This is a genomic window from Pseudomonadota bacterium (assembly GCA_034189865.1).
Taxonomy (GTDB): domain Bacteria; phylum Pseudomonadota; class Gammaproteobacteria; order UBA5335; family UBA5335; genus JAXHTV01.
This window is the reverse complement of sequence record JAXHTV010000017.1, coordinates 50,803-61,894: the sequence shown is the minus strand read 5'-3', so window position 1 is coordinate 61,894 and position 11,092 is coordinate 50,803. Positions and strand designations below refer to the sequence as shown.

The 11,092-nt window shown below is 54.7% G+C and carries 23 protein-coding genes; all 23 read right to left on the bottom strand.

Going from position 1 to position 11,092, the window contains the following annotated elements:
* Positions 1 to 218 precede the first annotated feature (218 nt).
* The 23 genes from rplQ to rpsS all read right to left on the bottom strand — a co-directional run bounded on the left by rplQ (position 219) and on the right by rpsS (position 11,079).
* Positions 219 to 611, bottom strand: a complete 393-nt coding sequence (gene rplQ, locus SVU69_09500; protein ID MDY6943231.1) for a 50S ribosomal protein L17 — start codon at positions 609 to 611, stop codon at positions 219 to 221.
* Between the two features lie 41 nt (positions 612 to 652).
* Positions 653 to 1,663 (bottom strand): DNA-directed RNA polymerase subunit alpha, encoded by a 1,011-nt coding sequence (rpoA, locus tag SVU69_09495; GenBank protein ID MDY6943230.1) that lies wholly within the window; start codon positions 1,661 to 1,663, stop codon positions 653 to 655.
* 12 nt (positions 1,664 to 1,675) lie between these two features.
* Positions 1,676 to 2,296, bottom strand: coding sequence for a 30S ribosomal protein S4 (gene rpsD, locus SVU69_09490; protein MDY6943229.1), 621 nt, complete (start codon positions 2,294 to 2,296; stop codon positions 1,676 to 1,678).
* A 44-nt stretch (positions 2,297 to 2,340) separates the two neighbouring features.
* Complete coding sequence (gene rpsK, locus SVU69_09485) at positions 2,341 to 2,724, bottom strand: 30S ribosomal protein S11 (GenBank protein ID MDY6943228.1); 384 nt, start codon at positions 2,722 to 2,724, stop codon at positions 2,341 to 2,343.
* Positions 2,725 to 2,776: 52 nt separating this feature from the next.
* The gene (gene rpsM, locus SVU69_09480; protein MDY6943227.1) at positions 2,777 to 3,133 is read right to left on the bottom strand and encodes a 30S ribosomal protein S13; all 357 of its coding nucleotides are present in this window, start codon (positions 3,131 to 3,133) and stop codon (positions 2,777 to 2,779) included.
* A gap of 127 nt (positions 3,134 to 3,260) precedes the next feature.
* Positions 3,261 to 3,374 carry a 50S ribosomal protein L36 gene (gene rpmJ / locus SVU69_09475; GenBank protein MDY6943226.1) on the bottom strand — a complete coding sequence of 38 codons (114 nt, stop codon included), beginning with the start codon at positions 3,372 to 3,374 and terminating at the stop codon, positions 3,261 to 3,263.
* A gap of 38 nt (positions 3,375 to 3,412) precedes the next feature.
* Positions 3,413 to 4,744, bottom strand: coding sequence for a preprotein translocase subunit SecY (secY, locus tag SVU69_09470; GenBank protein ID MDY6943225.1), 1,332 nt, complete (start codon positions 4,742 to 4,744; stop codon positions 3,413 to 3,415).
* A complete protein-coding gene (rplO, locus tag SVU69_09465; GenBank protein ID MDY6943224.1) occupies positions 4,745 to 5,179 on the bottom strand; it encodes a 50S ribosomal protein L15 in 435 nt (144 codons plus the stop codon).
* A 1-nt stretch (position 5,180) separates the two neighbouring features.
* A complete protein-coding gene (rpmD, locus tag SVU69_09460; protein ID MDY6943223.1) occupies positions 5,181 to 5,366 on the bottom strand; it encodes a 50S ribosomal protein L30 in 186 nt (61 codons plus the stop codon).
* 4 nt (positions 5,367 to 5,370) lie between these two features.
* Complete coding sequence (rpsE, locus tag SVU69_09455) at positions 5,371 to 5,877, bottom strand: 30S ribosomal protein S5 (GenBank protein ID MDY6943222.1); 507 nt, start codon at positions 5,875 to 5,877, stop codon at positions 5,371 to 5,373.
* 12 nt (positions 5,878 to 5,889) lie between these two features.
* Entirely contained in the window at positions 5,890 to 6,243 is a 354-nt protein-coding gene (gene rplR, locus SVU69_09450) for a 50S ribosomal protein L18 (protein MDY6943221.1), read from the bottom strand.
* A 13-nt stretch (positions 6,244 to 6,256) separates the two neighbouring features.
* Positions 6,257 to 6,790, bottom strand: a complete 534-nt coding sequence (gene rplF, locus SVU69_09445; GenBank protein ID MDY6943220.1) for a 50S ribosomal protein L6 — start codon at positions 6,788 to 6,790, stop codon at positions 6,257 to 6,259.
* A 13-nt stretch (positions 6,791 to 6,803) separates the two neighbouring features.
* Complete coding sequence (rpsH, locus tag SVU69_09440; protein MDY6943219.1) at positions 6,804 to 7,199, bottom strand: 30S ribosomal protein S8; 396 nt, start codon at positions 7,197 to 7,199, stop codon at positions 6,804 to 6,806.
* A gap of 47 nt (positions 7,200 to 7,246) precedes the next feature.
* Positions 7,247 to 7,552 carry a 30S ribosomal protein S14 gene (gene rpsN, locus SVU69_09435; protein MDY6943218.1) on the bottom strand — a complete coding sequence of 102 codons (306 nt, stop codon included), beginning with the start codon at positions 7,550 to 7,552 and terminating at the stop codon, positions 7,247 to 7,249.
* 8 nt (positions 7,553 to 7,560) lie between these two features.
* Positions 7,561 to 8,100, bottom strand: coding sequence for a 50S ribosomal protein L5 (rplE, locus tag SVU69_09430; GenBank protein MDY6943217.1), 540 nt, complete (start codon positions 8,098 to 8,100; stop codon positions 7,561 to 7,563).
* A gap of 13 nt (positions 8,101 to 8,113) precedes the next feature.
* Positions 8,114 to 8,431: a 50S ribosomal protein L24 gene (gene rplX / locus SVU69_09425; protein ID MDY6943216.1), complete on the bottom strand. Its 318-nt coding sequence runs from the start codon at positions 8,429 to 8,431 to the stop codon at positions 8,114 to 8,116.
* Between the two features lie 22 nt (positions 8,432 to 8,453).
* The gene (rplN, locus tag SVU69_09420) at positions 8,454 to 8,822 is read right to left on the bottom strand and encodes a 50S ribosomal protein L14 (protein MDY6943215.1); all 369 of its coding nucleotides are present in this window, start codon (positions 8,820 to 8,822) and stop codon (positions 8,454 to 8,456) included.
* A 51-nt stretch (positions 8,823 to 8,873) separates the two neighbouring features.
* On the bottom strand, positions 8,874 to 9,143 hold the full coding sequence (gene rpsQ, locus SVU69_09415; protein ID MDY6943214.1) for a 30S ribosomal protein S17: 270 nt from the start codon (positions 9,141 to 9,143) through the stop codon (positions 8,874 to 8,876).
* The gene (rpmC, locus tag SVU69_09410; GenBank protein MDY6943213.1) at positions 9,140 to 9,343 is read right to left on the bottom strand and encodes a 50S ribosomal protein L29; all 204 of its coding nucleotides are present in this window, start codon (positions 9,341 to 9,343) and stop codon (positions 9,140 to 9,142) included. Before rpmC ends, rpsQ begins: the two co-directional genes overlap by 4 nt.
* Positions 9,343 to 9,756, bottom strand: a complete 414-nt coding sequence (rplP, locus tag SVU69_09405) for a 50S ribosomal protein L16 (GenBank protein ID MDY6943212.1) — start codon at positions 9,754 to 9,756, stop codon at positions 9,343 to 9,345. Before rplP ends, rpmC begins: the two co-directional genes overlap by 1 nt.
* A gap of 3 nt (positions 9,757 to 9,759) precedes the next feature.
* Entirely contained in the window at positions 9,760 to 10,443 is a 684-nt protein-coding gene (gene rpsC, locus SVU69_09400; GenBank protein ID MDY6943211.1) for a 30S ribosomal protein S3, read from the bottom strand.
* A gap of 17 nt (positions 10,444 to 10,460) precedes the next feature.
* On the bottom strand, positions 10,461 to 10,793 hold the full coding sequence (gene rplV, locus SVU69_09395) for a 50S ribosomal protein L22 (protein ID MDY6943210.1): 333 nt from the start codon (positions 10,791 to 10,793) through the stop codon (positions 10,461 to 10,463).
* Positions 10,794 to 10,806: 13 nt separating this feature from the next.
* Positions 10,807 to 11,079 (bottom strand): 30S ribosomal protein S19, encoded by a 273-nt coding sequence (gene rpsS / locus SVU69_09390; GenBank protein ID MDY6943209.1) that lies wholly within the window; start codon positions 11,077 to 11,079, stop codon positions 10,807 to 10,809.
* Positions 11,080 to 11,092: the final 13 nt, after the last annotated feature.

The following is an 11,092-nucleotide window of genomic DNA, read 5'->3' as shown; positions in this document are numbered from 1 at the left end:
TAGACAGCCGCGCGGGTGGTAGCGCCCCCATGGGCGAACCAAGTGGCAGCTTCCCTCGCCAGCCCACCACGGATCAGGCAACGACTGGCCAAAACGCACCCCCGGCGGACGAATTCGACGACGACATTCCCTTCTAGAGTCGCCTGGGAAGCGCAGTCAAAACAAAGAAGGCCGGGGAAAACCCCGGCCTTTCAGATTGGCGAACCGAACAGTTAAGCTTATTCGTCTTCCAGCTCGCCATCGTCTTCCGTCATGGGCCGATCGACCAGTTCGACCACAGCCATCGGCGCATTATCACCCGGCCGAAAACCATTCTTTAGAATACGCAGATAACCGCCGGGCCGTTCCCGGTAGCGCGGCCCAAGCTCGTCAAAGAGCTTGGTCACTACGTGACGATCGCGTAAACGATCGAAAGCCAATCGGCGTCGCGACGAACCATCCTCCTTTGCCAGCGTAATCATCGGCTCGGCGACCCGGCGCAGCTCTTTGGCCTTGGGCAAGGTGGTTTGGATGAGTTCATGCTTGAACAACGACACGGTCATATTACGCAACATTGCTTTGCGATGACTGCTGTTCCGGCTCAGTTGCCGCCCGATATTACGATGTCGCATGTCTAGTTCCTGTCTGCAAAAATCAGCGAGGCAATACCCAGTCAGCCACCGGCTTCAATAACCGACTTTTTATCCTGCAATTCAGGTGGCGGCCAGTTGTCGAGTTTCATACCCAACGACAAGTCGTGGGAAGCAAGAACCTCTTTGATTTCCGTCAAAGATTTCTTACCCAGATTTGGCGCTTTCAACAGCTCCAGCTCAGTGCGCTGAATCAAATCACCGATATAAAAAATATTCTCGGCCTTGAGACAGTTCGCCGAGCGAACTGTCAGCTCCAAATCGTCAATAGGCCGAAGCAGCAAGGGGTCCATCGAGGCGCCCTGAGATTTCGGTTCTTCGACTGCAACGCTTTCCAGCTCCACAAAGGACGAAAGTTGATCCTGAAGAATGGATGCGGCCCTGCGTATGGCGTCTTCCGCTTTCAGCGTTCCGTTGGTCTCAATATCGAGAATAAGCTTATCCAGGTCGGTGCGTTGCTCAACACGCGCACTGTCGACCGTGTAGGAGACCCGTCGAACCGGACTAAAGGAGGCATCCAATTGGATTCCACCAATAGAACGCGTCTCCTCCGACGAACCTTGCCGCTGCGTCGCCGGCTCGTAACCGCGCCCCCGCCGAACCTTCAACCGACCGGTGAGCGTGGCACCTTCGCTAAGGTTGGCGATCACCAAGTCTGGGTTAATGATCTCCACATCATCCGTTAACTGGATATCAGACGCCTTTACCGGCCCAGGCCCTTCCTTACTCAACATCAGATTGGCCTCTGCACGATTATGCATTCGAATAGCCAACTGCTTGAGATTCAGAAGAACATCGATGACATCTTCTTGCACGCCGTCAAGCGTACTGTACTCGTGAAGCACGCCTTCGAACTCGGCCTCGACAACCGCGGCGCCCGGCATAGACGAAAGCAAAACGCGGCGAAGCGCATTACCCAACGTGTGACCGAAACCTCGCTCAAGCGGCTCAAGAACGATGCGCGCCCTCGTTGGCGAGAACTCATCGACATCGACTAAACGTGGTCTCAAAAAATCTGCTACGGAGCCCTGCATGGGCAGTTCCTCTTACTTGGAATACAGTTCGACGATTAGGTTTTCATTAATGTCCGGCGGCAAATCCGCACGGTCGGGAACACTTTTGAAAGTCCCCTCAAGTTTCTTTTCGTCTACTTCCACCCAAGCTGGCAACCCGATTTCCAGTGCGACTTGCATGGCCCCCTGAATACGGTCTTGATTTCGCGCTCTTTCCGCGACCGATACCACGTCGCCCGAGTTGACTTGAAACGAAGGAATATTGACCGTCTTTCCGTTGACGCAGATACCCTTATGGCTCACCAATTGCCGCGCTTCGGCTCGCGTAGACGCGAACCCCATACGGTAAACGACGTTGTCGAGTCGCCGCTCGAGCAGCTGCAACATGGCTTCTCCGGTATTACCACGAATACGGGAGGCAGTATCGTAATAATTTCGAAACTGTTTCTCGAGAATACCGTAGATGCGCCGCAGCTTTTGCTTTTCCCGTAACTGCGTACCGTAGTCGGACATGCGCCCACGGCGCTGCCGCTTTTGCCCGGGCACTGATTCGATACGACATTTCGACTCCAACGAGCTGCCGCGACTCTTGAGGAACAGGTCGGTTCCTTCTCGCCGCGAAAGTTTACACTTGGGTCCGATGTATTTAGCCATTCCGCCTTCCTGCCATTTCAGTCACACACCCAACTACTCAGCGATCAGACTCGGCGCCTTTTGGGCGGCCGACAACCGTTGTGTGGAATGGGAGTGACGTCCGTAATACTGAGAATCTTGAAACCGATATTGTTCAGTGATCGCACCGCCGATTCCCGACCCGGGCCTGGACCTTTGACCTGGACGTCCAGGTTTTTCACCCCATGCTCCTGCGCGACGGTACCTGCACGCTCGGCAGCGACCTGAGCCGCAAATGGGGTGCTCTTTCTGGAGCCACGGAATCCCGAACCCCCAGACGTGGCCCAAGAAATCGTGTTGCCCTGACGGTCAGCGATTGTCACGATCGTGTTATTGAACGACGCGTGAACGTGTGCCACGGCATCAGTAATGTGTTTTTTAGCCTTTCGCTTGGATGTCGGCTTGGCCATAGGATATCAATCCGAATTCAATAAATGAGTTAAGCGGAGTCTAAAGCTGATCTTAACGACGGATGGGACGGCGGGGCCCCTTGCGTGTTCTTGAATTGGTCCGGGTTCTTTGGCCGTGCACAGGCAATCCGCGCCGATGCCGCAGCCCCCGATAACATGCCAGATCCATAAGACGCTTAATATTCATCGCAATTTCTCGTCGAAGATCGCCTTCGACGGTATACCTTGCGACCGCACCCCGGATAGCTTCCAACTCCGGCTCAGCGAGATCCTTCACCTTGACGGCAGGGTCAATCCCGACCGCATTGCAGATCAATTCAGCTCGCGTGCGGCCAATGCCGTAAATAGCCGTCAACGCGATGACAGCGTGCTTGTTGTCTGGGATATTGACGCCGGCGATGCGAGCCATGCGATTCGTCTCCTTGACCTAAATCTTAACTGCCGCTTTTGGCTTGTTGACCCAAAAGCAAGCGGGCAAGTATATCGCTGCAGAGCGACAAACTCAACGAATTAAAACCATAATGACAAAAGTAAAATCAGCCCTGACGCTGCTTGTGTCTGCCGTCAGTGCAAATGACTCGTACGACACCGTTACGACGAATAACTTTGCAGTTGCGACATATTCGCTTAACGGACGCTCTAACTTTCATCTTAATCCACTCCGAACTAACGATAGAGGCGCATATCTTCAGCGAGGGACGCCGGCCCGGCCGTGCGTCTTCAAATTCGCCTTCTTCAGCAGCCCCTCATATTGGTGGGACATCAGATGCGCCTGCATCTGCGCCATAAAATCCATAACGACCACGACGATGATGAGCAACGACGTTCCACCGAAGTAAAAGGGAACGTTCAAATACAAAATCAAAAACTCCGGAAGCAAACACACCAGCGTGACATATAACGCGCCGACCACCGTCAGTCGAGTCAAAACCCCGTCAATGTAAGTCGCCGTTTGCGCCCCTGGCCGGATACCTGGGATAAACGCGCCTGATCGTTTCAGGTTATCCGCCGTATCTCGAGAATTAAAAACCAATGCCGTATAAAAGAAGCAGAAAAACACAATCAGCAGTGCGTAGACCATCACGTAAAGCGGCTGCCCCGGTGACATCGCGGTCGCAAGCCACTGGAGCCACCCCAATCCCTGCACATCCCCAAACCAGCTCCCGATCGTCGCGGGAAAGAGAATCATACTCGACGCAAAGATGGGCGGAATCACCCCTGACATATTCAGTTTTAACGGCAAATGACTGCTCTGAGCTGCATACAAGCGACGGCCCTGCTGCCTTTTTGCGTAGTGCACCGGAATTCGGCGCTGCCCGCGTTCCACGAAAACGACAAAACCAATGACGGCGAAGGCGAGCACTAAAAGCAGAATGCCGATCAGCGCATTCATTTCACCGGTTCGCACGAGCTCAAAGGTACCGCCCAACGCGGAGGGCAAACCGGCCACGATCCCGGCGAAGATGATCATGGAAATGCCGTTACCAATACCCCGCTCAGTCACCTGCTCGCCAAGCCAAACCAGGAACATTGTACCGGTCACCAAACTCACCGCAGCCACCAAGACAAAAACCGGACCTTGGATTGCGTTCACGCCCTGGTTTTGAAGCGCAATCGCAGCGCCAATCGCCTGAAATGTCGCCAAACCCACCGTACCGTAACGGGTATATTGAGTCAGTTTGCGACGACCGGCCTCTCCTTCTTTCTTCAACTGTTCCAGACTCGGCATGACCGAGCTAAGCAATTGAATGATGATAGAAGCCGAGATATACGGCATCACGCCCAAAGCGAAGAGACTGAGCCGCTCTAACGCACCACCCGAAAACATGTTAAACATGGCCAGAATGGTGCCGCTGCTCCGCTCAAACAAATCGGCAAGGGCCTGCGGGTCGACGCCAGGCACCGGTATGAATGCACCGATGCGAAACACCACCAACGCCCCCACCAAAAAAAGCAGGCGTTGACGAAGCTCGGTCGTACCCGCCAAATTCGGGGTGCCTTTCTGCCCTTGCTTTGCCACTTAGGCCTCGACCTTTCCGCCGGCTTGCTCAATCGCACTCAGGGCACCGGGAGTCGCAGCCAAACCCCTAACGACCACAGCCTGATCCAACTTGCCCGACGCGATCACTTTAGCAACCAGGGTTGTGGCAGGAACAATGGAGGCCTCTTTGAGCACATCCAGCGTGATCACGTCAACTTTCAACCCGGCCAACTCATTCAGGCGCACCTCCGCACGAGTGGCCGACTTGCGTGAACGAAAGCCGCGCTTCGGCACGCGCCGCTGGAGGGGCATCTGACCGCCTTCAAAACCGAGCTTATGGTAGCCGCCTGAGCGCGATTTCTGGCCTTTATGCCCTCGCCCCCCGGTCTTTCCTAACCCGGATCCGATACCACGCCCGACGCGCTTCCGCGGAGACCGAGCTCCCTTTCCAGGAGAAATCGAGTTCAACCGCATTTCACACCTCTTCAACTTTCAGCAGGTAACCGATGTTACGAACCATCCCCAGATTCTCCGGGGTGGCGTCCACCACAACGGAATGGTGCATACGTCGCAACCCGAGCCCCTTGGCGCACGCCTGGTGATTCTTCAAACGCCCGGCCACACTCCGAACGAGCGTCAGTTTCAATCGTTTCTTTTCCATGACTTCAGACGCCCAGCTCTTCAACAGCCTTGCCACGTTTGGCGGCCACTTGTTCCGGAGAATGCTGCCCGCAAAGACCATTGACTGTCGCGCGGACCACGTTGATCGGGTTCCGCGACCCGATGCACTTGGCACGAACGTTGTGCACACCCGCCACTTCAAAAACAGCGCGCATGGCACCACCTGCGATGATACCGGTACCTTGCGTCGCAGGTTTCATAAACACGCGGGTCGCACCATGGGAAGCAACCAATTGATGCTGGAGCGTACCCTCAGCCAAGTGAACTTGACGCATGCTCTTTCGCGCTTTTTCCATGGCCTTCTCGATCGCCAATGGAACTTCGCGTGCCTTGCCGTAGCCAAAGCCGACTCGGCCATTGCCGTCGCCCACAACTGTCAATGCGGTAAACCCGAACTGACGACCGCCTTTGACGACCTTAGCCACACGATTAACCGCGACCAACTTCTCAAGCAAGCCGTCTTTGTTGGCTTGTGTGCCGACATCCATCATTTCCTAAACCCTCTAAAACTCGAGGCCGTTTTCACGCGCCGCGTCTGCGAGCGCTTTTACACGCCCGTGATAGCGGAACCCCGAGCGATCAAAAGCAACCTTGGTCACGCCCGCCGCCTTCGCCTGCTCGGCAATCGTTTTTCCAACGAGCGCCGCCGAATCAACGTTCCCCGTGGATTTAACCTGCTGACGAATCTCCTTACTCAAGGACGATGCAGCGGCCAGCACATGTGCTCCATCGGGCGCAACAACCTGTGCATAGATATGGCGCGGCGTGCGATGGACGCACAACCGATTGACGCCCAGCTCACGCATTTTGGCGCGACCGCGGCGTGCTCTTCGCAAACGGCTAGTCTTTTTATCCATCGAAACAACCTACTTACTTTTTCTTGGCTTCTTTCATCACCACGCGTTCACCCGCGTAGCGAACACCTTTGCCTTTATAAGGCTCGGGCGGCCGAAACTCACGAATTTCTGCTGCGACTTGACCGACCAGCTGCTTATCGGAACCCTTGACGACAATCTCCGTCTGGCTAGGTGTCTCAATAGTTAAACCCTCGGGTATCGGGTACTCAACAGGATGAGAAAAGCCCAACGACAGATTCAGCGTCTTTCCTTGTACCTGGGCCCTGTACCCAACCCCAACCAGCTGAAGCCGGCGCTCGAAGCCTTCACTGACACCTCGCACCATATTGTTGGCAAGCGTGCGCATGGTCGCGGCTAACGATCTGCTTTTGCGGCTATCTCGCTGCGCGGAAAATTGCAGCCGCCCGCCCTCCTCTTGGACATTCACGTCCTCGTGGACCTGCAAATCCAGGGCACCATTTTTACCCTTTACCTGTAGCCGGCTACCATCGAGAGTGATCTCAACACCCTTTGGCACCACAACCGGCTCTTTTGCAATTCTCGACATATCCGTTTCCGCCTCAATAGACCGTGCAGAGGATCTCGCCACCCAGGCCTTGTTGGCGCGCAGCCCGGTCGGTCATCAAACCTTTAGACGTCGACACGATTGCAATGCCGAGCCCACCAAGAACGGAAGGCAACTCATCCTTCGATCTATAAACCCGCAGGCCCGGGCGACTCGTACGCTCGATTCGCTCGATCACCGGACGACCGTCGTGATACTTCAGCGATACGGAAAGAACAGGCTTCCCTTCCTCGCCGTGACAGCGAACATCACTCACGTAGCCTTCTTCTTGCAGTAGCTTTGCAATCGCAATCTTCAACCGAGAACTCGGCATCGCAACTTGCGTTTTGGACGCATTTTGCCCATTCCGAATGCGCGTCAGCATATCTGCGATGGGATCCGTCATACTCATACGCGTAACCTTAATCTATGCGCTTTTAACTGGAACGCCCGGAGGCGCTACCAACTGGCTTTCACCAAACCCGGGATATCGCCGGACATTGCCGCTTCGCGAAGCTTATTCCGACCCAGACCGAATTTGCGATAGTACCCCTTCGGCCGCCCGGTTCTTTCGCAACGATTGCGCTGGCGGACCGCACTGGAATTGCGAGGCAATTTAGACAAGCTCATCACTGCGTCCAATCGCTCTTCATCGGTCGTATTCGGGCTCTTGATTACCCGCTTGAGCTGTTCCCGCCGAGTAGCGTACTTAGCCACCAAGCGCTCTCTCTTGCGCTCACGCGCCACCATACTTGCCTTTGCCATATCGCGCCTCAGTTCCGGAATGGGAAGCCAAAAGCTTCCAATAATGCCCGACCCTGCTCATCGTTACGGGCCGTAGTCGTCACGGTAATATCCATGCCCCGCAAGGTATCGATCTTGTCGTAATCGATCTCCGGGAAAATGATCTGCTCATTTACCCCGAACGAATAGTTACCTCGCCCATCGAACGCACGAGGATTACATCCACGAAAATCCCGAATTCGGGGAATCGCGATGGAAATAAGCCGGTCCAAAAATTCGTACATGCGATCACGACGCAGAGTCACTTTGCAGCCGATGGGCCAGCCGTCTCGAATCTTAAAGCCGGCAATAGACTGCCGGGCGCGCGTGACGACGGGCTTCTGCCCCGAAATCTGCGCCATGTCGCCGAGCGCATGCTCGATAACCTTCTTATCCGAAACGGCCTCACCAAGACCCATATTGAGCGTAATTTTGGCCAGCCGAGGAATCTCCATAGAGTTCTCTAGCGCCAAACGCTCTTTGAGTTGGGCAGCTATTGTGTCGGCGTACAGTTCTTGCAATCTAGGCATAGCTCGACTCACCTTATACGTCCACGACTTCGCCGTCGGACTTGAAATAGCGAACTCGACGTCCATCAGCCAACGTACGGATACCCACCCGGTCGCCTTTCTTAGTGGAAGGGTTGAACAGCATCACATTCGAGACATGAATCGACCGCTCTTGCTCCACAATTCCACCCGCGACACCTTGATTCGGGTTAGGTCGAACGTGCTTCTTGACCAGATTCACGTTCTCAACGACAACGCGATCGTTCGGTAATACCCGCAGAACACGGCCTCGGCGCCCCGCGTCCTTTCCAGTTGTCACGATGACGTCGTCACCACGTTTGATTTTGTTCATGTTTCGCTCCCGAAATCGTTATTCAGAGCACTTCAGGTGCGAGCGAAACTATTTTCATAAATCGCTCAGAGCGAAGCTCACGTGTTACCGGCCCGAAAATTCGGGTGCCCACAGGCTGAAGCTGGTTATTCAAAAGGACCGCTGCGTTGCCATCGAATCGAATTAACGAACCGTCAGGACGCCGCACCCCCTTACGGGTGCGCACGACGACGGCATTGTAAACTTCACCCTTTTTGACCCGACCACGCGGGATCGCGTCTTTAACTGTCACCTTAATGACGTCGCCAATATTTGCATACCGTCGGCGAGAACCGCCCAGTACTTTGATGCACATAAGGCGCCGTGCGCCGCTGTTATCGGCCGCACCGAGTTCTGTTTGCATCTGAATCATTGTCGTAACCCGTAATCAGCGGTTCACAAAAGACGATATCGACGGAGGATATCAACCGGCACTATCGCGTTTTTCCACAATATCAACCAACGCCCAAGTCTTGGACTTGGAGATCGGACGACACTCCACGACGCGAACCAAATCGCCCGTCCCACAAATATTCTCTGCATCATGAGCGCGCAATTTTGTGGACCGGCGCACGTATTTCCCGTAAATAGGATGCTTAACACGCCTTTCTATCTGAACCGTGATGGTTTTATCCATCTTGTTGCTGACGACGCGGCCAATCAGCGTGCGCTTGCTCTTCGGTTGTTCGCTCATTTCGCCTCACCTTTGGCATGTTTTTCGGTCATGACGGTCTTGACCCGGGCAATGCCTTTTCGAACTCGCGAGAACTCGTGAACTTGATTAAGTTGCCCCGTTGCCGATTGCATCCGCAAAGTAAACTGCTCCCGTCGCAGCTTCAGCAATTCATCGCGAAGCTCAGCGATCGTTTTCTCTCTCAACTCGCTCGCTCTCATTACGCTACCGTCCGACTGACGAACACACACTTAACGGGCAGCTTGGCAGCAGCCAAACGAAACGCTTCGCGGGCCAACTCTTCGCTGACACCTTCCATTTCGTAGAGCACCCGACCCGGCTGCACTTTCGCCACCCAATAATCAACGTTGCCCTTTCCTTTACCCATCCGAACCTCGATTGGCTTCGTGGTGACAGGCACGTCTGGGAAAATGCGAATCCAAACTTTTCCGCCTCGTTTGACGTGGCGATTGATCGCGCGACGGGCCGCCTCAATCTGACGTGCCGTCACGCGGCCACGCTCTACGGTCTTGAGACCATACTCGCCAAAATTGACGCGACTACCTCGTGTCGCCAACCCGCGATTGCGTCCTTTCTGTTGCTTTCGGTACTTCGTACGCTTCGGCTGCAACATCGCTTAGGCCTCCTTTGCCTTAGCCTGTTCTTTTGTCGAACCGGCTGCAGCACCGTCAGAGTGAAAAACCTCACCCTTGAACACCCAAACCTTAACCCCAATGACACCGTAGGTGGTGCGCGCCTCCGCAATCGCATAGTCGACATCCGCCCGAAGCGTATGAAGCGGCACGCGGCCTTCCCGATACCACTCGGTTCGCGCAATTTCCGCACCATTCAAACGGCCGGATACCTGGATCTTGATCCCTTGGGCACCCAAGCGCATGGCGTTACCAACCGCCCGTTTCATGGCCCGCCGGAACATGATTCTTTTCTCAAGCTGCTGCGCGACACTTTCCGCAACCAACTGAGCGTCAAGCTCGGGCTTACGAACCTCTTCGACGTTGATCTGCGTAGGCACACCCATTAACTCCGCTACGTCGCGACGAAGCCGGTCGATGTCCTCACCTTTTTTCCCGATCACAATACCGGGCCGCGCGGTATGAATCGTGATTTGAGCCGTACGCGCAGGACGTTCGATCTTAATTTGGCTTACCGACGCATTCGACAACCTTTTGCGGATAAAATCGCGAACTTCCATATCTTGATTGAGATAGTTCGCAAACTCACGCCCCTCCGCATACCAGGTGGATGCCCAGTCGCGAACAATTCCGAGTCGAATACCTATCGGGTTGACTTTCTGTCCCATAACAATCTCGCTAACCGTTACTCGTCTGCAACCGTCACAGTAATGTGACTGGTACGCTTTAGAATTCGAGAACCACGACCTCTGGCGCGGGCGTGGAACCGCTTCATCGTCGGACCTTCGTCGACGCAGACACGAGCCACCTTAAGCTCATCAATATCCGCGCCTTCATTGTGTTCCGCGTTTGCGATAGCAGACTCAACAACCTTCTTCATGATTCGAGCAGCCTTCTTTGGACTGAAGCTGAGCGTCTGCAAAGCCCTGTCCACCGGCAACCCCCGAATCTCATTCGCGACCAACCGACATTTCTGTGGTGAAATACGCGCGTGCTTCAACTTGGCGGCAACTTGCATTATTGAAACCCTCTCAGCGCGATTTCTTGTCCGCAACGTGCCCTTTGAAGGTGCGCGTGGGAGCAAACTCGCCCAGTTTGTGGCCAACCATATTCTCGGATATCAAAACCGGGACATGCTGACGACCGTTATGAACCGCAATGGTCAGGCCCACCATCTCCGGTGTGACCATCGACCTGCGAGACCACGTTTTGATCGGACGTTTGGTCCGCGACTCCTGGGTCTCGTGCACCTTCTTTGCCAAATGATGGTCAACGAAAGGACCCTTTCGAATTGAACGCGGCATTTCTTATCCTCTA

Bases quoted from the DNA above. Each gene is read 5' to 3' on its own strand.
- rpsE (MDY6943222.1), bottom strand. From the start codon at position 5,877: ATGATGGATGTCGGCACACAAGCCAACAAAGACGGCTTGCTTGAGAAG.
- rpsN (MDY6943218.1), bottom strand. From the start codon at position 7,552: ATGGCAAAGGCAAGTATGGTGGCGCGTGAGCGCAAGAGAGAGCGCTTG.
- rpsH (MDY6943219.1), bottom strand. From the start codon at position 7,199: ATGAGTATGACGGATCCCATCGCAGATATGCTGACGCGCATTCGGAAT.
- rplQ (MDY6943231.1), bottom strand. From the start codon at position 611: ATGCGACATCGTAATATCGGGCGGCAACTGAGCCGGAACAGCAGTCAT.
- rpmD (MDY6943223.1), bottom strand. From the start codon at position 5,366: ATGGAAAAGAAACGATTGAAACTGACGCTCGTTCGGAGTGTGGCCGGG.
- rpoA (MDY6943230.1), bottom strand. From the start codon at position 1,663: ATGCAGGGCTCCGTAGCAGATTTTTTGAGACCACGTTTAGTCGATGTC.
- rplE (MDY6943217.1), bottom strand. From the start codon at position 8,100: ATGCCTAGATTGCAAGAACTGTACGCCGACACAATAGCTGCCCAACTC.
- rpsD (MDY6943229.1), bottom strand. From the start codon at position 2,296: ATGGCTAAATACATCGGACCCAAGTGTAAACTTTCGCGGCGAGAAGGA.
- rplN (MDY6943215.1), bottom strand. From the start codon at position 8,822: ATGATTCAGATGCAAACAGAACTCGGTGCGGCCGATAACAGCGGCGCA.
- rpmJ (MDY6943226.1), bottom strand. From the start codon at position 3,374: ATGAAAGTTAGAGCGTCCGTTAAGCGAATATGTCGCAACTGCAAAGTT.
- rplX (MDY6943216.1), bottom strand. From the start codon at position 8,431: ATGAACAAAATCAAACGTGGTGACGACGTCATCGTGACAACTGGAAAG.
- rpsC (MDY6943211.1), bottom strand. From the start codon at position 10,443: ATGGGACAGAAAGTCAACCCGATAGGTATTCGACTCGGAATTGTTCGC.
- rpsM (MDY6943227.1), bottom strand. From the start codon at position 3,133: ATGGCTCGCATCGCCGGCGTCAATATCCCAGACAACAAGCACGCTGTC.
- rpmC (MDY6943213.1), bottom strand. From the start codon at position 9,343: ATGAGAGCGAGCGAGTTGAGAGAGAAAACGATCGCTGAGCTTCGCGAT.
- rplF (MDY6943220.1), bottom strand. From the start codon at position 6,790: ATGTCGAGAATTGCAAAAGAGCCGGTTGTGGTGCCAAAGGGTGTTGAG.
- rplV (MDY6943210.1), bottom strand. From the start codon at position 10,793: ATGCAAGTTGCCGCCAAGTTGAAGCACGCGCGTATTTCACCACAGAAA.
- rpsQ (MDY6943214.1), bottom strand. From the start codon at position 9,143: ATGAGCGAACAACCGAAGAGCAAGCGCACGCTGATTGGCCGCGTCGTC.
- rplR (MDY6943221.1), bottom strand. From the start codon at position 6,243: ATGGATAAAAAGACTAGCCGTTTGCGAAGAGCACGCCGCGGTCGCGCC.
- rpsK (MDY6943228.1), bottom strand. From the start codon at position 2,724: ATGGCCAAGCCGACATCCAAGCGAAAGGCTAAAAAACACATTACTGAT.
- rplP (MDY6943212.1), bottom strand. From the start codon at position 9,756: ATGTTGCAGCCGAAGCGTACGAAGTACCGAAAGCAACAGAAAGGACGC.
- rplO (MDY6943224.1), bottom strand. From the start codon at position 5,179: ATGCGGTTGAACTCGATTTCTCCTGGAAAGGGAGCTCGGTCTCCGCGG.
- rpsS (MDY6943209.1), bottom strand. From the start codon at position 11,079: ATGCCGCGTTCAATTCGAAAGGGTCCTTTCGTTGACCATCATTTGGCA.